The organism is Monashia sp. HAY1-2A (assembly GCF_056755315.1).
In genome coordinates this window covers 24,032-43,077 of record NZ_JBNDHY010000020.1, presented here as the reverse complement: position 1 = coordinate 43,077, position 19,046 = coordinate 24,032, and the positions used below count along the sequence as shown (strand labels likewise).

The window sequence follows — 19,046 nt, the reverse complement described above, 5'->3', positions numbered from 1 at the left end:
TCCGTCGTCGGCAGCGTCAGATGTGTATAAGAGACAGACACGTGGTTCTTCGCCGCGCTGATGCCGCCGTCGCAGGTCGCCGACGGCGACACCACCGAGGCCGACCTCGCCGAGTGGGTGCGCCCCGCCGACCTGCTGCGCCAGTACGAGGCCGGCACCGCCCTCATGCTGCCGCCCACCGTCGTGTGCCTCGAGCAGGTGCGCGACGCCGTGTCGGCCGCCGACTTCGTCGCGCACGCCGACCTGACGCCGCTCGTCATGCCGGAGGTCGTCGACGCCCCCGGGGGCGCGGCGATGGAGGTCGTCGAGCGCGTCTGAGCCGCAAGACGATCCGGCTGCCGTGCCGGGAGGTGGCGCGGCCGGGCGGCGCGTGACGGCTCCCGAGACCTGACACCCGAGACGCAGGAGGCCGACGTGCAGGGTTCCCAGGCCGACCCGACGTGGGTCGGCGGCCGGTTCGGCGAGCGCGCCGAGTGCGTGCTGTGCCCCAACCCGTCGCCGATGACGCTCGACGGCACCAACACGTGGCTCCTCGCCGAGCCGGACGGCGACGAGGTCGTCGTCGTCGACCCCGGCCCGCTGGACGAGGACCACCTGCAGAACGTCCTTCGGCACGTCGCCGACTCCGGCCGACGCGTCGCCCTGACGCTGCTGACCCACGGCCACGACGACCACGCCGAGAGCGCCGACCGCTTCCACGCCCTCACCGGTGCGCCGGTCCGGGCCTTCGGCCGTGGACACGACGACATCCGCCCCGGTGAGACGATCCGCGTCGGCGGGCTCGAGGTGCTCGCCGTCGAGACGCCCGGCCACACCCGCGACTCCTTCTCCTTCGTCCTGCCGGCCGATGCCGCCCTCCTGACCGGTGACACGGTGCTCGGCCGCGGCACGACGGTCGTCGCGTGGCCCGACGGGAGCCTCGAGTCCTACCTCGAGTCCCTCGACCGCCTCCAGCGGCTCACGGCGTCCGGCGCGGTGACCAGCCTGCTGCCGGGGCACGGGCCGTTCGTCCCGGACGCGGCGGCCACCGTGACCTTCTACCTCCAGCACCGCGCCGAGCGGCTCGAGCAGGTCCGGTCCGCGGTCGCGGCCGGCGCCTCGACGGCTCGCAAGGTCGTGGAGACGGTCTACGCCGACGTGCCGCGCAGCGTCTGGCCCGCGGCCGAGCTGTCGGTTCAGGCCCAGCTCGAGTACCTGCGCGAACACCCGTGACACCGGGCGGAGGTGGCGTGGAGGACCTCGCGATGGCGGCGGTCCAGCTCGTCGGCGACCGACGCCGTGCCGTGCTCGGCATCGCCGGGGCGCCGGGAGCCGGCAAGTCGACGCTCGCCGAGGCTCTCGTCACCGAGGTGGGACGGACGAAGGGGCCCGACTACGTCGCCCACGTGCCGATGGACGGCTTCCACCTCGCCGATGTCCAGCTGGAGCGGCTGGGAGCCCTGTCGCGCAAGGGTGCTCCCGACACGTTCGATGCCGACGGGTACGCGCACCTGCTCCGTCGGCTCGTCGCCGAACCGGACTCGTGGGTGTACGCCCCGGGTTTCGAGCGCACGCTCGAACAGCCCGTCGCGGCAGCGATGGTCGTGCCGCCGGCAGCGCGCCTCGTCGTCACCGAGGGCAACTACCTGCTGCTGCCGGAGCCCCGGTGGCAGGCGGCCCGCGCCGCCACGGACGCCGTCTGGTTCGTCACCGGCGACGACGACGTGCGACGCGCGCGGCTGGTGTCACGGCACGTCACCTTCGGCAAGGAGGCCGAGGCTGCGGAGCTGTGGGTCGAGCACACCGACGAGGCGAACGCCCTGCTCGTCATCGCTTCGGCCTCTGCTGCGGACCGGACCGTCGTCAACGGCCCGGACGGCTGGCGCTTCGCGTCCTGATCGCGCCGCCGACCGCCTGCAGCTCGCCGCGGCGGGTAGGCAGGCGCCGTCGCTCAGCATTGCTCCGCGTGACGGGCCAGGTCCGTGTGAGGCGGCTGACCCCGCTGCATTGGCCCCTGCCTCGCGAAACTTCCTCGGCGGCCAAGCTCCGGCTCGTCAGGCGGAGCAGTGCTGAGGGAGCGACAGGGAAGGCCCGCTCGGACTGGCTGAGAGAGGCAGGGCAGAGCCGCTCGGACTGGCGTGGCAGGGGTGGCTCGTCACGAGGAGCAATGCTGAGTGGGAGAGGGCAACTCGGCTCCGCTCTCGGTCCTTCCGCGAAACGCGAGCGGGTAGCAGCGGCGGAAGGGTCAGCGAGGGTCAGCGCGCGCGGCGCTTGAGGCGCTCGACGTCCTGCAGCAGGACGGCGCGAGCCTCCAGACGCAGCCAGCCGCGCGTCGCGAAGTCGGCGAGGGCCTTGTTCACGGTCTCGCGGGACGCGCCGACGAGCTGGGCCAGCTCCTCCTGGGTGAGGTCGTGGCTGACCATGACACCGCCCTCGACGGGCCGGCCGAAGCGCTCGGAGAGGTCGAGCAGCGCCTTGGCGACGCGTCCGGGAACATCGGTGAAGACGAGGTCGGCGAGGTGCGCGTTGGTGCGGCGCAGCCGCTGGGCGAGCGCGGCCAGCAGGGCCTTGGACACCTCGGGTCGACCGGACAGCAGGCCGGTGAGCGAGTCGTTGCCGAGGCCGAGCAGCTGCGTCTCGGCGACGGCGGTGGCCGTCATGGTGCGCGGGCCGGGGTCGAAGAGGCTGAGCTCGCCGAACATCTCGCCCGGGCCGAGGATCGCGACGAGGTTCTCGCGGCCGTCGGGACTCGTGCGGCCGAGCTTGATCTTGCCCTCGGCGATGACGTACAGCGTGTCGCCACGGTCGCCCTCGTGGAACAGCACGTCGCCGCGCTCCATGTGCGTCCGGCTCATCTGCGACTGCAGGGCCGATGACGCCTCGTCGTCGAGGGCCTTGAACAGGGGCGCGCGCTTCACCACGTCGAGATCCACGGGGTCAGTGTGCCACGTCGCCCTCGCCCCCGCCGCGCGGTCGACGGCGCGGTGAACAGGCGCGTCGAACCGGCGCGTCGACGGGCCGGGGAGGTCCTCCGTCCGGCGGTCGGACGCTCGCCCGACGCGGGCGGCGTGACCCAGTCCCGCGGCATACAGTGTGCTCCGTGTCCCCCCGAGCCGTCGTGACCTCCGACGAGACGCCCGTCGCCCGCACGCGCCGCGCCCGCAAGATGTACCGCGCGCTGCACGAGCGCTATCCGTACGCGCACTGCGAGCTCGACTTCACGACGCCGCTCGAGCTGCTCGTCGCGACCATCCTCTCGGCGCAGACCACCGACGTCGGCGTGAACAAGGTCACCCCCATCGTCTTCGACAGGTACCGGACCGCCGCCGACTACGCGGCCGCGGACCGCACCGAGCTCGAGACGATCATCCAGCCCACCGGCTTCTACCGGAACAAGGCCGACGCCCTCATCAAGCTCGGCATCGCCCTCGTCGAGAACTTCGACGGCGAGGTCCCGGGCCGGCTCAAGGACCTCGTGACGTTGCCCGGCGTCGGCCGCAAGACGGCGAACGTCGTGCTCGGCAACGCGTTCGACGTGCCGGGCATCACCGTCGACACGCACTTCGGCCGGCTCGTGCGTCGCTTCGGCTGGACCGAGGAGGAGGACCCGGTCAAGGTCGAGCACGAGATCGGTCGCCTCTTCATGCGCAAGGACTGGACGATGCTCAGCCACGTCGTCATCTTCCACGGCCGGCGCACGTGCCACGCCAAGCGTCCCGCCTGCGGCGCCTGCCCGGTGGCGCGCTGGTGCCCCAGCTACGGCGCCGGCGAGACCGACCCCGACAAGGCCGCGAAGCTGCTCAAGTACGAGCTCGCCCCGCAGGCCCTCGAGGAGGCGGCCCGCGCCGCCGCTGCCGCACAGGCCGCCGAGCAGGACGGTGCCGGGCCGGACGTCCGGGCCGCGGCGGGGCAGGGGAACGCGTGACGCACGTCGCGAGCGGTATCGCGTACGCCGGCCGCACCGGGACGATCGAGCCGGCGCCGGTGCCCCCGGGCGGGATGCCGCGTCCGTCGTGGCTCGACCGCCTGGCCGACCGCCTCGGCACCGCTCGCGCCGAGGACTTCTCGCTCTTCGTGCCACCCGACGAGGGCGGCCGCGAGTCTGCCGTCCTCATCCTCTTCGGCCCGCCGCCGGCGGCGCTCGCCTCGAGCGCGTCCAGTCCGTCGGACCCGTCGGACCCGTCGGACCCGGACGGGGGAGCCTCCGACGAGGAGGCGCACGTCGTCCTCGTCGAGCGGTCCCACGACATGCGCTCGCACCCCGCGCAGATCGCCTTCCCCGGTGGCGCCCGCGACCCCGAGGACGCCGACGACGTCGCCACCGCACTGCGCGAGGCGCAGGAGGAGACCGGCCTCGACCCCTCGGGCGTCGACGTCGTGGCCACCCTGCCGTCCCTGTTCATCCCGTTCTCGGGCTTCGTCGTCACGCCGGTCCTCGGCTGGTGGGCCCGCCCGTCCGCGCTGTCGGTCCGCGACCCGAACGAGGTCCACGACGTGCTGTCGGTGCCGGTCTCCCACCTCGTCGCGCCGGCCACCCGCTTCTCGGTGACGCACCCGTCCGGGTACGTGGGACCCGGTTTCGGCCTCGACGAGCTGCTCCTCTGGGGCTTCACCGCCGGCCTGCTCGGCCGCGTCCTCGACCTCGCGGGCCTCGAGCAGCCCTGGGACGCGTCGGTGCACCGGCCCCTCCCGGAACGCTACGTCGGGCGGGGCCGCGGATGACCGGCAGCGTCGTGCTCGACATCGCGCTCGGCGTGCTCCTGCTGGCCTACGCCGTCTCCGGCTACCGGCAGGGCCTCATCCAGAGCGTCACCTCGCTCGTGGGGTTCTTCCTCTTCGCGGCGGTCGCCGTGTGGCAGCTGCCCGGCCTGCTCGCGCACTGGGACGCCGTCGCCGGCAACACCCGCAGCCGCGTCATCGCCCTCGTCGTGGGGGTGGTCGGGTTCGGCTGGCTCGGGCAGTTCCTCGGCAGCCTCCTCGGCAACCGCATCCGCCAACGGGTCGGCCGGACGCCGTTCCGCCGCGTCGACTCGGCGCTCGGCGCCGTCGTCGTGCTCCTCGCCGCGAGCCTCATCGTGTGGTTCATCGGCGGCACAATGCGCACCGCGGGCAACCCGGCGCTCGCACGGGCCATGGCCGAGTCGAGGGTGCTGCGCGTCGTCAACACGATCGTGCCCGAGGACGCCGGACGCGTCTTCAGCGGCTTCCGCGGGTTCCTGTCGAGCCAGGGCTTCCCGCAGGTCTTCGGTTCCCTTGCGCCGGAGCCGATCACGCCGGTCCCGGCTCCCGACGCGTCGGTCGCCCGGTCGGAGGCGATCCGCGCCGCGGGGCGCTCCGTCGTCAAGGTGCTGACGCAGTCCGACCGGTGCCAGCGTGGGCAGGAGGGCACCGGCTGGGTGCTGCAGGGGAACCGGGTCGTCACCAACGCGCACGTCGTCGCCGGGGCGTCCGAGGTGCGCGTCGAGGTCGACGGGCGGACGCTGACGGCCCACGTCGTCGTCTTCGACCCCGAGCGCGACCTCGCGGTGCTCGAGGTGGAGGGCCTCGACCTGCCGGCGCTCCAGCTCGGCACCGACATCGCCCGGGGTGACTCGGCGGCCGTCCCGGGCTTCCCGCTCGACGGGCCGTACCGCGTCGTCTCCGCCCGGGTACGTGGTGTCCTCGACGCGCGAGGGTTCGACATCTACTCCCAGGACCGCGTCGTCCGCGAGATCTACTCGCTGGCCACGAGCGTGCAGCCGGGCAACTCCGGCGGCCCGCTGCTCGACACCCGGGGCCGGGTCGTCGGCGTCATCTTCGCCAAGTCGCTCGAGGACGACTCGACCGGTTACGCGTTGACCCTCGCGGAGGCCAAGCCGGTCCTCGACGCGGCGTCCACGGCCCAGCGCGAGGTCGCGACCGGCGCCTGCGTCGGCGGCTGACCCGCCGGCGCGATCGACTGCGCCATCGACTGCGCCATCGACTGCGCCATCGACTGCGGCATCGGCCCGGCGGTGCCACAGTGGGGCCATGCAGGTGTCGTTCGTCAGTGCCGACGGGATCACCGACCACCCACCGGGCGAGCTCGAGTCGCTGCTCGCCCGGGCCGACGGTTTCGTCTGGGTCGACGTGCCCGACTACGTCCCGGAGGCCGACGCCCTCCTGGCCGGACCGCTGCGCGCCCACGCCCTCGTCCGGCAGGCCTGTGCCGAACGGAACTTCGTGCCGACGGTCCACTCGTACGAGCACCAGCTCTTCGTCATCCTCCACGCGCCGCTGACGGGCCAGGGCGGTCACGTCCACGTGCTCGAGCTCGACGAGCTCATCGCCGACCGGTACCTCGTGACCGTGCACGGACCGCGCAACCCCGTCCTGAGCTCCGAGGACGCCACGGTCGAGACGCGGTCGGTCCGGGCCCGCATCGAGGCGGGACGGCTCGCGCCCGACAACCCGTTCGAGCTGGCCTACGTCATCAACTCGGCCGTCGCCCGGCGGCAGAGCGCAGCGGTGCGCGAGGTCGCGGCCCGGCTGCCGGCCCTGGAGGCGGAGGTCATGTCGCCGGACTTCCGTCGCCCCGAGGACCTGCTCGAACAGCTCTTCCTGCTGCGCCACGAGCTGAGCACGGCCCGCACCATGGCCGCGCAGGGCCATGACATCCAGGCCCGCATCCAGTCGCTCGACCGGTTCGTGCCGGCCGACGCGCGGCGGCATGCCCGCGACCTCGCCGACCAGTTCGAGCGCGTCCGCAACCTCGGCGACGGCGAGCTGGGCTTCCTCGTCGGCGTCATCGACCTCTACCAGACCCGCGTCACGACGAAGATGACCGTCGCCATGGAGCGGCTGGCGGTCATCGCCGCCATCACGCTGCCGATCACCGCGATCGCGAGCGTCTACGGCATGAACCTCATCGTCAACGACCAGACGCACGTGCCGCAGCTGGTCCTCGTCCTCGCCGTCATGGTCGGGATCAGCCTGTGGCTGCTGCGCTGGGCCCGCCGCCAGGGCTGGTGGTGAGGCACGACCGGGCGGCACGGGTCGACCGACCCGTGGGAACGCCGATGCCACCCGACGTCGGTCGGGTGGACATCGGCGTGGCTGGCTCAGCCGGCCTTGACGGCGAGCACCGGGCACGCCGCGTCGAGCAGCAGCCGCTGGGCGGTCGAGCCGAGCAGGAGCTTGCCGACGGGCGAGCGGTGCCGGATGCCGATGACGAGCATCCGGGGTGCCTCCTCGTCGATGATCTCGAGGATCGCGTCGGCGGGATCGGTGCCGTGCTCGACGCGCCGCACCTCGTGCTCGAGGCCGGACTCGGCGAGGTCGGCGTCGAGGCGGGTGAGGTCGCGGCCGTCGGCGCGGTGGGCGTCGACGAGCTTGTCGTCGCGGGACATGTTGACGACGAGGATGCGGTCGCCGTGGGCGCGGGCCTCGGCGGTGGCGGCCGCGAGCGCGGCCTCGCCCTGCGGGGTCGGGATGTAGCCGACGAGGATGGTCATACCGCTGCCTCCTCACGGAGCTCGGCCAGCAGGCCCGATCCCGGACCGCCCTTGCCACCACGGGCGGCGCGGATGGCCTTCGCGACGAGCGGCCACAGGATGGCCAGCACGATGATGCCGTAGCAGACCCAGGCGACGGGGCCACCGAGGAGGCCGCTGACGGCGCCGTGCGACAGCTGCAGGGAGCGTCGCAGGTGCAGCTCGGCGATCGGGGCGAGGATGACGCCGATGATGAGCGGCAGCACCGGCAGGCCGAAGCGGCGGATCGCGAAGCCGACCAGACCGATGCCGAGGAGCAGGTAGAGGTCGAAGGCCTGGCCGTTGACCGCCCACGCGCCCATCGTCGCGAAGAAGAGGATGCCCGCGTAGAGGTAGGGCCTCGGGATCTGGAGCAGCTTGGCCCACAGGGGTGCCAGGGGCAGGTTGAGGGCCAGCAGCAGCGTGTTGCCGACGAAGAGGCTCGCCACGAGCGTCCAGACGAGGACCGGCTGCTTCTCGATGAGCAGGGGGCCCGGCTCGAGACCGCGGCCCTGCAGGAAGGTGAGGATGATCGCGGCGGTCGCGTTGGTCGGCAGGCCGATGGCGAGCAGCGGCACCAGGGTGCCGGCGGCGGACGCGTTGTTGGCGGCCTCCGGTCCGGCGACGCCCTCGATGGCGCCGTGGCCGAACTCCTCGGGGTGCTTGGTCAGCTTGCGCTCGGCGACGTAGGACAGGAACGTCGGGACCTCGGCGCCACCGGCGGGGATGGCGCCGAAGGGGAAGCCGAGGGCGGTGCCGCGCAGCCACGGCTTCCACGAGCGTCGCCAGTCGTCGCGACCCATCCACGGCTGGCCCACGGGGATGACGCCGCCGGCCTTGCGGCGCAGGTGCGCGGCGACCCAGAGCGCCTCGCCGACGGCGAAGAGCCCGACGGCGACCACGACGATGTCGATGCCGTCGGCCAGCTGCGGGATGCCGAAGGTCATCCGCTGCTGGCCGGTCACCTTGTCGATGCCGACGATGCCGATGGACAGGCCGACGAGCAGCGCCGCGAAGCCGCGGAGCCGGGACGAGCCGAGCACCATGCTGGCGCCGACGAACGCCAGCATGATGATGGCGAAGTACTCGGGCGAGCCGAGCTGGATCGCGAAGGCCACGACCTGCGGCATGACGAGGACGAGCAGGGCCGTGGCGATGGTGCCCGCGACGAAGGAGCCGATGGCGGCCGTCGCCAGCGCCTGGGCGGCCCGTCCGACCTTGGCCATCTTGTTGCCCTCGAGGGCGGTGACCACGGAGGACGACTCGCCCGGGGTGTTGAGCAGGATCGAGGTCGTCGACCCGCCGTACATGCCGCCGTAGAAGATGCCGGCGAACATGATGAGGGCCTGCGTCGTGTCGAGCGTGAAGGTGATCGGCAGCAGCAAGGCGACCGTCATGGCCGGGCCGATGCCGGGCAGCACGCCGACCGCGGTGCCGACGACGACGCCGATGAACGCGAACAGCAGGTTCAGCGGCGTCAGGACGTGGACGAAGCCGTCGATGAGGTGGTTGAGGTTGTCCATCAGAGGATTCCTTGGAGGATGCCTGCGGGCAGGTTGACCCCGAGCCCGATGGCAAACGCGTAGAAGGTGGCGAGCGAGATCGCGAGCGCGACGAGGACACCGCGGACGTGGTGCCGGTTGCCGAGCGCGAAGGCGGACCCCGCGAACAGGAGCGTGCCGGCGATGACCCAGCCGAGCGAGTCCATGAGCGCGGCGCTCACGCCGAAGACGACGACGAGCAGGCCGACGGTCTTCCAGTCGGCCTTGGCGCCGAGGTCGACGTCCTCGCCCTCGTCGGCCGCCCCGACGCCACCACGGTGGATGTCGACGGCGTACGCGGCGGAGACGATGAGCAGGAGGACACCGAGGACGGTCGGGACCACCTTGGGGCCGAGCGAGTCGTTGGTACTCGCCACCGGGGCGAGCTGGGCCGCGTTGACCAGCAGGAGGATGCCGAGGCCGGCGAGGGCCGCGCACATTCCGTACTGTGCGCGGTCCCCGCCCTGCTTCTCGACGTCCTGCGCGCCGGTCCGAGCGGCCGTGCGGTCGGAAGTCGTGTCGGACATCGTCAGCTCGTCAGCCCGAGGCCCGTGAGGATGTCGGCGACGTCCTTGTCCTGCGCCTTGAGGAAGGTGCCGAACTGGTCACCGGTCTCGAACGCGTCGGTCCAGCCGCGCTTCTCGAGCTCGCTCTTCCAGGCGTCGGTGCCGTGCATCTTCGTCAGGGCGTCGACCCAGACCTGCTTGTCGGCGGCCGAGATCTCCGGCGGCGCGACGATGCCACGCCAGTTGGTGAAGGTGAAGTCGATGCCCGACTCCTTGACGGTCGGCACGTCGGGGAGGGCGTCGATGCGCTTGTCGCTGGTCACCGCGAGGACCCGGATGGAGCCGGACTTGACCTGCTCGAGGAACTCGCCGAAGCCGCTGGCGCCGAAGGCGATCTTGTTGCCGAGGACCGCGGGAAGCAGCTCGCCACCGCCGTCGTAGGAGATGTAGGACACCTTGGTCGGGTCGATGCCGGCGGCCTTGGCCAACTGCATCGGCAGCAGGTGGTCGGGGCCACCCGGGCTGGAGCCGCCACCGACGTTGACCTTCGACGGGTCCTTCTTCCACGCGTCGACCAGGCTCTTGAGGTCCTTGTACGGCGAGTCCTTGGAGACGACGATGGCGCCGGCCTCCTCGATGAGCTTGGCGATCGGCGTGGTGTCGGCGAGGGTCGCCTTCGACTTCTGCGTGTAGGCCGCGCCGACGACGCCGAGGCCCATCTGCATGGCGAGCTTGCCGTTGCCCTTCTCGTTGACGATGCGCTGGAGGCCGACGGTGCCGCCGGCGCCGGGCAGGTTGAAGACCTGGATCGAGTTGGTGATCTTCTCGTTCTCCATGACCTTGGCCACGGTGCGGGCGGTCGTGTCGTAGCCGCCGCCGGGGCTGTTGGGGACCATGATCTGCAGGCTCGAGGCGGGACCGGCGGCGGCGCCGGTGGACGAGCTGTCCTTCTTGGCGGTGGCACCGCACGCCGAGAGGGCGAGGGCCCCGGCGGCGGTCAGGGCGACGAGGGCGCCGACGCGGCGGCGGGTGCTGCGGGTGCTGCGGGTGCTGCGGGTGCTGCGGGTGCCGGCGATGCCGGGACGGGCAGTGTGGTGAGTGCTCATCGTTGAGATCTCTTTCGCGATCTTGGGCTGGAACGGCATGATCGTGCCCGCGTCCCGGACGGGTGTCGCCGTTGTGTCACCAATGAAGGTTGAGTTCGTTGTGGTCAAGCAGAGCACGGGCCGGTGGTTCGGTCGGCTGACCCTCACGGGGCAGCTGCTCGCTGTTCAGATGCTCATCCTGGTTGGCGTGCTCGTGGCGGTCGGTCTCGTCTCGCTGTCCCAGTCGGAGGCGACGTTCACCCGCACCGAGGGTCGCCGGGTGTCGGCCATCGCCGAGCAGCTGGCGAGCACGCCGATCGTGCGGACGGAGATGGCTCCGCATGGAGTGCTCACCGTGCTGCCCACGCTGGTGCAGTCCATCGTGACGCAGTACAACGTCACGTCGATGAGCGTCGCCGACGCCGACGAGATGGTGCGGGTGTCCTCGGACCCGACGCTCGAGCGGGCCCCCCTCCCGGTCGGCTCGCCGGCGGTGGCGAACGGTGCGAGCTGGACCGGGGTCATGGAGCTCGGCGGCGAACGGATGCTCGTGGCCCAGAGCCCGTTGCTGTCGGTGCCCGACCCGTCGGTCAAGGGGCCGCAGCTGCCGGTCGGCACGCAGCTGGGGACGGTCATGATCGCGGAGCACATGCCGTCGGCGCTCGACCGGCTGCAGGGGGCGTCGGCCTACCTGCCCACCTACCTCGGGATCGCGCTGGTCGTCGGCGGTCTCGGCTCGTGGCTGTTGGCGCGCCGCATCAAGAGGCAGACGCTCGGGCTCGAGCCGGCCGAGATCACCGGCCTGGCCGAGAGCCGCGAGGCGATGCTGTTCGGCCTCGCCGAGGGTGTTGTCGCGCTCGACACGAACGAGCGGATCACGTTGGTGAACAACGTCGCCCAGCGTCTGCTCGACCTGCCGGAGCACGTCGTCGGGATGCGCCTAGACGACCTGCCGATCGGACCGCGCCTGCGGGACGTGCTGCGGGGCGTCCCCGACGCGGACGCGTCCGGCACCGGCACGCACACCGAGGGTGGAACCGACGCCGTCGCCCCGCGCGACCAGGTGGTGCTGCGGCGCGGGCGCGTCCTCGTCATGAACCGCATGGAGGTGAGCAAGGACGGGCGGCCGCTCGGGTCGGTGACGACGCTGCGCGACCGCACGGAGCTGGCCGACCTCGAGCGCGAGCTCGGGTCGTTCCGCAGCACCACCGAGCTGCTGCGGGCACAGGCGCACGAGTTCGCCAACCAGCTGCACACCATCTCCGGGCTCATCCAGCTCGGCGAGTACGAGGAGGTCGTCGGCTTCGTCGACTCCGTGAGCGAGCACCGGGCCGAGCTCGACGTCGCCGTGTCGCGGCGTGTGCGGGACACCGCCATCGCGGCGCTGCTCATGGCCAAGGCGGCCCAGGCCACCGAGCGCCGCGTCGAGCTGCGGGTGTCCGAGGAGACCTCGCTGGGCCGGCTCGCGCAGCGCGACTCGGCCGACGTGTCCGCCGTCGTCGGCAACCTCGTCGACAACGCCATCGACGCCGCCGCCACCGCCGCCGGGCCGGACCGCTGGGTCGAGCTGACGATCCGCCAGGACGCGTCGGCCGTCGAGGTCAGCGTCGTCGACTCGGGGCCCGGCGTCGCACCCGAGGTGGTCACCGAGGTGTTCACGCACGGGTTCACGACGAAGGCGGCGCAGGCCGGCGAGCGCGGCATCGGTCTGGCGCTGACGCGTCTGATCTGCCAGCGTCGGGGCGGCGAGGTCGACGTCGAGAACACGCCCGACGGGGCCCGGTTCGTGGCCCGCCTCACCGTCGAGGCCGGGGCCGTGCAGGGCGAGGAGAAGCGATGATCAGCGTGCTCGTCGTCGACGACGACTTCATGGTGGCGCGCATCCACCGCGGCTTCGTCGAGCGGGTCGAGGGGTTCGAGGTCGTCGGCACGGCGCGCTCGGGTGACGAGGCCCTCGACCTCGTCCTCGAGCTCGCGCCCGACCTCGTGCTGCTCGACCTCTACCTGCCCGACGCGTTCGGTCTCGACCTCGTGACGAGGATGCGCACCGCCGGCGCCACCTGCGACGTCCTCGTCATCACCGCGGCCAAGGAGGCCGACGCGGTGCGCCGGGCCGTGCGCGAGGGCGTCGTGGGGTACCTGCTCAAGCCGTTCGCGTTCCCCGACCTCGAGCAGCGGCTCCAGGCGTACGCGGCGGAACGGGAGCGCCGCCTCGCCGACGACGAGCTGACCCAGGCGCAGATCGACGCGGCGTTCGTGTCGGGACCGGGCGGGACGCGTCCGGCGGCACCCCTGCCCAAGGGCCTCAGCGCCGAGACCGCCGACGCGGTGGCGGCCGCTCTGCGAGAGGCAGGCGACACGTTGTCGGCCACGGAATGCGCTGAGGCCGTGGGGATCTCCCGCGTCAGCGCACGTCGCTACCTCGAGTACTTCGCCTCGAGCGGGAAGGCCGAGGTATCGCTGCGCTACGGCGCCACGGGTCGCCCCGAGCGTCGCTACCGCTGGGCCTGAGACCTGCGGTGACGACGCCCGGGCGGCCCGGGCGTCAGCGCACGGTGACCCGGCGCAGCGCGCTGCTCGAGCCGACGAGGGCCGTGGACCCGCGGTAGACCCACATGTAGTCCACCGACGCGCTCGGCTTGTGCGCGTAGGCGAACGTGCCGGTGGAGCTGGACGTGCGCGTCGCCGTAAGGGTCCACGTCGAGGTGCCCACCCGGCGCCAGTACAGCTGGAGCGTCGCGCCGGCGACAGGACCGCCGGTGTCCTTGCGGACGAGCCTGCCGCTCACGGTGACCGGGTACCCCCGGGTGACCGAGGTGACGTTCGAGGTGATCGACTCCGCGGTGCCGACGAGCCGTCCCCACGAGGACGGGCTGTAGTGACCGGTGCGGTCCTTGGCCCAGATGCGGAAGCTGTACGTCGTGCCCTGGGCGAGCGGGACCGTGGCCTTCGTGCCCGTGCCGGAGTAGGCGCTCGTCCCGGCCGCGACGCTGGACGGCGGCGTGGAGCCGGTGGCCATCCGCACGACGTACCGGTCGAGGTCGTTCGCGTACGGGGCGGTCCACGTCAGGGTCGCCGCGCGCAGTGCACCGGTCGCCCTGAACGAGCCGACGGCCGGTGGCGCGAGGTCCGTGGTTCGGAAGGTGCTCGTGTACGCCGTGGTCATCGACGCGCCCGACGTGTCCTTCACGCCGGAACCCAGGAGCCGGTAGGGCGCCCAGTCGTAGAGCCTCGTCGACGGCTTGACCGTGGCGGTGCGCCTGACCGCGTCGTACGTGACCGTCGCGGGGACGGCCGCGCCGGTGCGGCCGTTGACGAGCCGAACGGTCGAGGCAGTGACCGTCGAGGTCACGACATCACGCGAGAACGTCACCGTCGGCGCCGTCGTGACCGGCAGCCCGCTGCCGAAGTCGGCCGGCCAGGCACTGCGCACCCAGTCCTGCTCGTGGCCCGGTGTGATGCCGTAGGCGTTGCGGAGCAGGGTGATGCCGTAGTCGGAGGGCAGGACCACGTCGACCTTGCCGTCACCGTCGAGGTCGCCGGTGGACAGCTCGCCGACCCCCCGGTCGTAGATGTACGGGGTCGTCGTGACGATGGGCCGGGCGAAGCCGGATCCCGACTGCGGCAGGACCGACACGGAGGGCGTGCCGTCATGGAGGACGACGAGGTCCTTCACGCCGTCACCGTCGATGTCCCCGGAGGTCAGGTCGTTCGGGTTGCTGCCCGTCGGCACGGCGACCGGCGCGCCCAGTGTGCCGTCGGGGGCTTGGACCAGCACGTCGACCCGAGGCGTCATGTGCGTCGAGCTCACCTCGATGTCCAGCCGTCCGTCGCGCGTCGCGTCGAGCAGCTCCAGGCCCTGGCCGGTGTCCAGGTTGTCGAGCACCGTGCTCGTCGCCGACCAGGACGCACCACCGTTGTGGTTGACGGTGACCGTGCCGCCGTGGAGCGTCACGACGTCCGGCCGGGGGTCGGCGTCGACGTTGCCCACCGCGAGGTCGAAGGTCGCGCGCCACTCCTGCGGCCCCGCGATGTCGGTGGCCGCCCAGCTGCTGTCCGGCAGCTGGAGCAGAGCCCGGACCTGGACCGTTCGCGTGTCCCCTGCGGGGGAGGCGATGGCCACCACGATGTCGAGCCGGCCGTCAGCGTCGAGATCGGTCGCTGCCACGAGGGAGCTGCCCTCCGTGCCGGGGATGAGCTGGGCGGGGGTCAACACGCCGGCGTCCTGGCGCAGGAGCTGCACGCCGAGGTCGGTGGCGACGACGACGTCGGTGTCGCCGTCCTGGTCGACGTCCCCGACGGCGAGGCCGCGCGGGATCGACCGCTGGCTCGTCAGGTACGGCACGGGTGTGCCGGGCGAGCCCGCGGTGTCGACGGGGATGACGTAGAGGTCACCGGCTCGCTCGTAGCCGGTGTCGCCGATCGTCGCGACGATGTCGGCTCGGCCGTCGCCGGTGACGTCGGCGACCGCCGTGTTCTTCACGGACTGCCAGCTGTCCAGGTTCTTGGTGGCGGGCGGGTCGAAGACGCCACGGCCGGTGTTCTCCACCGTCATGGTGTACGGGCGCGCGTCACGGGCACCGTTGAGGTTGCTGACCGCAACGTAGTACGTGCCCGAGCCCGTCTCGAGGGAGACGGACTCCGAGCCGCCCGGCGGCTGGTTGTCGACGTCCCCGATGAGGCGCAGCTGGGGATCGAGCACGCGGATCGTCGCATCGAGGTTCTGGGGGTAGGTGCCGTCGTAGGCGGCGGGCGTCACGGTGACGCTCATCGACTGCGGGCTCGGCGAGTCGAACCGGTACCAGTCGACGTCGCCTTCGATCCCGATGGTCGCGGTGGCGCTCGGCGTCCAGGTATCACCGAGCGGCACCGGCGTCGCCCGCGACGGCACGTCGTTCGGCTCGTTGGCCCCCGCCGCCGGGAGGGCGAGGTCGGCGGCGTACCCGCCGCCGAGGGCGTTGGTGGCATCGAGGATGCCCGCCCCGTAGTACGGGTCGATGCCGCGGGGGCCGGCGTCGCGGGCGGTCGCCCTGAGCCGCGCCAGCACCTGTGCCGGCGTCATGGACGGCGTCTTCGTCCGGAGCAGCGCGACGACACCGGAGACGATCGGCGCCGAGAACGACGTGCCGTCACCGATGTAGTAGAGGTTGCCGGCGGAGTCGGGCCGGCCGGTCGAGACGATGCCCCACCCGGGGGCCGCGACGTCGACCCACGAGCCGTACGTGCTGAAGTCGGTGAGCGCGCCGGCGCCGTCCGTGGCCGCGACGGCCACGACCTCGGGGTAGGCGGCCGGGTACTGCGGCACGCCGTCGCCGTAGTTGCCGGCGGCCGCCACGACGACCGCGCCCTTGGCGACGGCGCTGCGGACGGCGTCGTGCAGGACCGGGCTGTCCTCGTCCCCGCCGAGCGACAGGTTGATGATGCGGGCGCCGTGGGCGACGGCCCAGCCGATGCCCTCGACGATGTCGGAGTCGGTGCCCTGGCCGAGGGAGTTCAGCACCTTGACGGGCATGACGCGGGCGTTCCAGGCGACGCCGGCGATGCCCTCGCCGTTGTTCGTCTCCGCGGCGATGATGCCCGCGACCATGGTGCCGTGGCCCTTGTCGTCGCTCGCCGCACCGGCTGCGATGCCGACGTTCGTGATGGCGTTATAGCCGGCGACGGTGCGGCCGGTGAGGTCCGGGTGCCTGCCGTTGACGCCGGTGTCGACGACCGCGACCAGCGTGTTGAGCGAGCCCTTCGAGCGGTCCCACGCACCGGGCATCCGCACGGTCTTGAGGTACTCCTGGTCGCCGTACGTGTAGCCAGGGTCGTTGGGCGTGGCCGATGCCTCGCGGACGTAGTCGAGGGTCACCTCCGCCACCGACGGGTCGGTGGTCAGCCGGCTGGCCAGCTCGTCGGCGGCGCCCGCGGCGTGCACGGTGACGAAGCCGGTGCCCGGCAGGGCGCGTCCGAGGCTTCCGCCGCGGCGCTGGACCGCCCGCTGGCGTGAGGCCGTCGAGGCCGTGTTCTTGAACCGGACCAGCACGGTGTGCGCGTCGTGCGCGCGGTGCGGTCCCTTGGCGGTCGCCGGGCGTGGGAGCCGCTTGGCCCGGATCGACGACGCGGTGGGTGCAGCGGCGGGCCCGGTCACCGAGGTGGTCACCGAGGCGGTCACCGAGGCGCTCGGCGAGGGTGTCGTCGAGCGGGTGGGTGCCGCGGTGGCGGCGGACGCCGTGAGGGCCGAGACGGGCGCGACGAGCGCCAGCGTCAGGGCCGTCGCGAGAGGACGACGACGAAACATGTGTAGCCCCTGTGGGTTGTGAGTGCGCGCGCATCATGGCAGATCGCGCGGACAGACAGGGGCGGTTCGGGCCGGACGTTGCAGGAACGTGCGACGGACTCTCAGAGGTGCGCGGCGTCGATGGCCGACTGCAGGCTCTGCCGGTAGGCCTCGCTCGTGTAGGTCGCCCCGCTGACCATGTCGATCTGGGCGGACTGGGCGGCGAGGGCCTCCCGGCGCAGGATCGGGGCCGCGTAGGCACTGATCCGCGCCGAGTGTCCCGAGCTGTCGGTGAGGTGCAGCGCCGTGACGTCGGTGATCCGTGAGCCGGTGACGGTGATGGCGACCTGCACGTTGCCGTACTGGGTGCTCGCGACCCCGCCGTCGACGGTGCGTGGACGCGGGGCGGACGGCTTCGACGTGCTCGTGCCGACGCTCTTCGACGCGCCCTTCGGTGCGCTCCTCGTGTTGGCCCGCGGCGCCCCGGACGTTCGGACGGCACCCGAGCCGCCGGACGCGTCACCCGTCGAGCGGCTCGTCGACGCGGGTGGCGCGGGTGGCGCGGACAGCGTGACGCCTCCCACGGCGTCGTGCTTCGGCGCCAGGCCGGCGGCCCAGGACGCTCCGATGGCCGTGGCGCTCGCGACGCCGACGATGAGCGATGTCGTCTTCCTCACCAGCCGAACCTCTCGTCGTGGACGTGGGGGCCGGGGACGCCGGCGCGGCGGACCGCCTGGTGCGCGAGCAACATCCACTGCGGCGGTCCACAGAGGTACACCTCGTGCCGGGCGAGGTCGGGGACGAGGCGAGCCAGGCGCTCGGCGTCCGAGCCTGCGCCGCCGACACCCTCGGGGAGCGCGGACCCGGCAACCGGGGGACCGACGAGCGTCTCGAGGTGGTGGTCGGCGAGCTCGACGAGCGCCTCGAGCTCGGCGTGCAGGGGAAGCTGGCTCGCGTCGTTCGCGCGATAGACGACGGTGACGTCACCGGGCAGGGCCTGGCGTTGCGTCACGAGCTCCTCGAGGAGGGCGCGTACCGGCGTGACGCCGATGCCCGCCGCGAGGAGGAGGACCTTGCGCCGCACGCGGGCCTGCGTCGTGAACGCGCCGTAGGGGCCCTCGACGAGGACGAACGTGCCGGGCTCGAGGTCGGCGATCGCCGCCGAGTGGTCGCCGAGTCCGCGCACGGTGATGCGCAGGCTGCGGCCGTCGGGCGCTGACGACAGCGACCAGGGATGCGCGGCCAGGAGCAGCCGTGGTGTCACGAACCGCCAGTTGAAGAACTGCCCGGCGCGCACCTGGAGCCGGTCGAGGTGGCGGCCGCGCATGACGACCGACCACACGCCGTCGGACTCCTCGACGACCTCGACGACCCGCAGGCCGTGGCGGGCGCTGCGCGCGACGGGGAGCAGGAGCCGCCACCAGAGGACGCTCGCCGCGACGACGACCCACAGCGTCCACCAGTAGGCGCGGCTCCACGCCGACGCGGTGAGGTCGGACCCGAGCGACAGCTCGTGCGGGACCGAGAGGACCACCGCGGCGTAGGCCGTGAGGTGCACGACGTGCCACGCCTCGTAGCCGATGCGCCGACGGGCGATCTGGACCGAGGTCACGGCGATCGCGACGAGGGCGACGGTGGCGAGCGCGGCGAGGAGCAGGTCGCCGTCGCCGAGGACGAGGGAGAGCAGCTCGCGCAACCAGCCGACGACGCCGGTGCGTGCGTCACCGAGGGCGGAGCCGACGACGATCGTGCCCACGTGGACGAGCACGAGCGGGACGGTGACCCGGCCGAGGATGCGGTGCGCCTTGAGCGCGCGGTCCATCCCGTAGACGCGGTCGACCCACGGCACGCGGGCGGCGAGGACGAGCTGGACGAGCAGCAGGTCCATCGCGACGAGGCCGGTGAGGCGCCCGACCGCCGTGAGGCGGGAGCCGGCGTCGCCGGTCAGCAGCTCGTGGCTGCCGCCGCCGGCGAGGAACTGCGCGACGACGAGCATGAGCGTGCCCACGGCCAGGGCTTCGAGCAGGTCGGCGACACGGTGTCGCCAGCGTCGGAACTCGACGCCGCTGCGCAGGGCACTGCGGACTCCGTGGTCGGGACGCCGGTGGACCGGGCGGCGGGGTGTCATCGTGGTGCTCACGCCGTCGATCGTCGGCAGCGGATCTCAGAAAGTTATGAGACGG

At 72.5% G+C, this 19,046-nt stretch carries 17 protein-coding genes; 9 read left to right on the top strand and 8 right to left on the bottom strand.

The genetic code is table 11. The annotated features are described in order from the left end of the window. The first annotated feature begins 60 nt into the window (after nt 1–60). The 3 genes from ACPYOM_RS04975 to ACPYOM_RS04965 all read left to right on the top strand — a co-directional run bounded on the left by ACPYOM_RS04975 (nt 61) and on the right by ACPYOM_RS04965 (nt 1,877). Nucleotides 61–318, top strand: a complete 258-nt coding sequence (locus tag ACPYOM_RS04975; protein ID WP_481345120.1) for a hypothetical protein — start codon at nt 61–63, stop codon at nt 316–318. 96 nt (nt 319–414) lie between these two features. Continuing rightward, a complete protein-coding gene (locus ACPYOM_RS04970; protein WP_481345119.1) occupies nt 415–1,212 on the top strand; it encodes an MBL fold metallo-hydrolase in 798 nt (265 codons plus the stop codon). 17 nt (nt 1,213–1,229) lie between these two features. Next, nucleotides 1,230–1,877, top strand: coding sequence for a nucleoside/nucleotide kinase family protein (locus ACPYOM_RS04965; RefSeq protein ID WP_481342349.1), 648 nt, complete (start codon nt 1,230–1,232; stop codon nt 1,875–1,877). Between the two features lie 357 nt (nt 1,878–2,234). Here the strand turns inward: ACPYOM_RS04965 and ACPYOM_RS04960 are convergent, their stop codons facing one another. Beyond that, on the bottom strand, nt 2,235–2,912 hold the full coding sequence (locus ACPYOM_RS04960) for a Crp/Fnr family transcriptional regulator (protein WP_481342348.1): 678 nt from the start codon (nt 2,910–2,912) through the stop codon (nt 2,235–2,237). Nucleotides 2,913–3,145: 233 nt separating this feature from the next. Here ACPYOM_RS04960 and nth point away from each other — a divergent pair, with 233 nt between their 5' ends. From nth to ACPYOM_RS04940, 4 genes are all read left to right on the top strand, one after another. Beyond that, nucleotides 3,146–3,904 carry an endonuclease III gene (nth, locus tag ACPYOM_RS04955; protein WP_481345122.1) on the top strand — a complete coding sequence of 253 codons (759 nt, stop codon included), beginning with the start codon at nt 3,146–3,148 and terminating at the stop codon, nt 3,902–3,904. Further along, the gene (locus tag ACPYOM_RS04950; protein WP_481345118.1) at nt 3,901–4,701 is read left to right on the top strand and encodes an NUDIX hydrolase; all 801 of its coding nucleotides are present in this window, start codon (nt 3,901–3,903) and stop codon (nt 4,699–4,701) included. The genes nth and ACPYOM_RS04950 overlap by 4 nt, the downstream gene beginning before the upstream one ends. Continuing rightward, a complete protein-coding gene (locus ACPYOM_RS04945) occupies nt 4,698–5,900 on the top strand; it encodes a MarP family serine protease (RefSeq protein ID WP_481342345.1) in 1,203 nt (400 codons plus the stop codon). The genes ACPYOM_RS04950 and ACPYOM_RS04945 overlap by 4 nt, the downstream gene beginning before the upstream one ends. 88 nt (nt 5,901–5,988) lie before the next feature. After that, complete coding sequence (locus ACPYOM_RS04940; protein WP_481345117.1) at nt 5,989–6,972, top strand: CorA family divalent cation transporter; 984 nt, start codon at nt 5,989–5,991, stop codon at nt 6,970–6,972. A gap of 86 nt (nt 6,973–7,058) precedes the next feature. On the opposite strand, the gene ACPYOM_RS04935 is transcribed toward ACPYOM_RS04940, so the two are convergent. The 4 genes from ACPYOM_RS04935 to ACPYOM_RS04920 are packed head-to-tail and all read right to left on the bottom strand — an operon-like array spanning nt 7,059 to nt 10,622. After that, nucleotides 7,059–7,451: a universal stress protein gene (locus ACPYOM_RS04935; protein WP_481345116.1), complete on the bottom strand. Its 393-nt coding sequence runs from the start codon at nt 7,449–7,451 to the stop codon at nt 7,059–7,061. After that, on the bottom strand, nt 7,448–8,992 hold the full coding sequence (locus tag ACPYOM_RS04930; RefSeq protein WP_481342342.1) for a tripartite tricarboxylate transporter permease: 1,545 nt from the start codon (nt 8,990–8,992) through the stop codon (nt 7,448–7,450). Before ACPYOM_RS04930 ends, ACPYOM_RS04935 begins: the two co-directional genes overlap by 4 nt. Continuing rightward, nucleotides 8,992–9,537 carry a tripartite tricarboxylate transporter TctB family protein gene (locus tag ACPYOM_RS04925; protein ID WP_481342341.1) on the bottom strand — a complete coding sequence of 182 codons (546 nt, stop codon included), beginning with the start codon at nt 9,535–9,537 and terminating at the stop codon, nt 8,992–8,994. The genes ACPYOM_RS04930 and ACPYOM_RS04925 overlap by 1 nt, the downstream gene beginning before the upstream one ends. 2 nt (nt 9,538–9,539) lie before the next feature. Then, nucleotides 9,540–10,622: a Bug family tripartite tricarboxylate transporter substrate binding protein gene (locus ACPYOM_RS04920; RefSeq protein ID WP_481345115.1), complete on the bottom strand. Its 1,083-nt coding sequence runs from the start codon at nt 10,620–10,622 to the stop codon at nt 9,540–9,542. 82 nt (nt 10,623–10,704) lie between these two features. Between ACPYOM_RS04920 and ACPYOM_RS04915 the strand changes: the two genes are divergently transcribed. Both ACPYOM_RS04915 and ACPYOM_RS04910 read left to right on the top strand, forming a co-directional pair. Continuing rightward, complete coding sequence (locus ACPYOM_RS04915; protein ID WP_481345114.1) at nt 10,705–12,441, top strand: sensor histidine kinase; 1,737 nt, start codon at nt 10,705–10,707, stop codon at nt 12,439–12,441. After that, nucleotides 12,438–13,112: a response regulator gene (locus ACPYOM_RS04910; RefSeq protein WP_481345113.1), complete on the top strand. Its 675-nt coding sequence runs from the start codon at nt 12,438–12,440 to the stop codon at nt 13,110–13,112. The genes ACPYOM_RS04915 and ACPYOM_RS04910 overlap by 4 nt, the downstream gene beginning before the upstream one ends. A 34-nt stretch (nt 13,113–13,146) precedes the next feature. On the opposite strand, the gene ACPYOM_RS04905 is transcribed toward ACPYOM_RS04910, so the two are convergent. The 3 genes from ACPYOM_RS04905 to ACPYOM_RS04895 all read right to left on the bottom strand — a co-directional run bounded on the left by ACPYOM_RS04905 (nt 13,147) and on the right by ACPYOM_RS04895 (nt 19,003). Beyond that, nucleotides 13,147–16,884 carry a S8 family serine peptidase gene (locus ACPYOM_RS04905; RefSeq protein ID WP_481345112.1) on the bottom strand — a complete coding sequence of 1,246 codons (3,738 nt, stop codon included), beginning with the start codon at nt 16,882–16,884 and terminating at the stop codon, nt 13,147–13,149. A gap of 101 nt (nt 16,885–16,985) precedes the next feature. Next, a complete protein-coding gene (locus ACPYOM_RS04900; RefSeq protein WP_481345111.1) occupies nt 16,986–17,540 on the bottom strand; it encodes an FMN-binding protein in 555 nt (184 codons plus the stop codon). After that, the gene (locus ACPYOM_RS04895) at nt 17,537–19,003 is read right to left on the bottom strand and encodes a ferredoxin reductase family protein (protein WP_481345110.1); all 1,467 of its coding nucleotides are present in this window, start codon (nt 19,001–19,003) and stop codon (nt 17,537–17,539) included. Before ACPYOM_RS04895 ends, ACPYOM_RS04900 begins: the two co-directional genes overlap by 4 nt. Nucleotides 19,004–19,046: the final 43 nt, after the last annotated feature.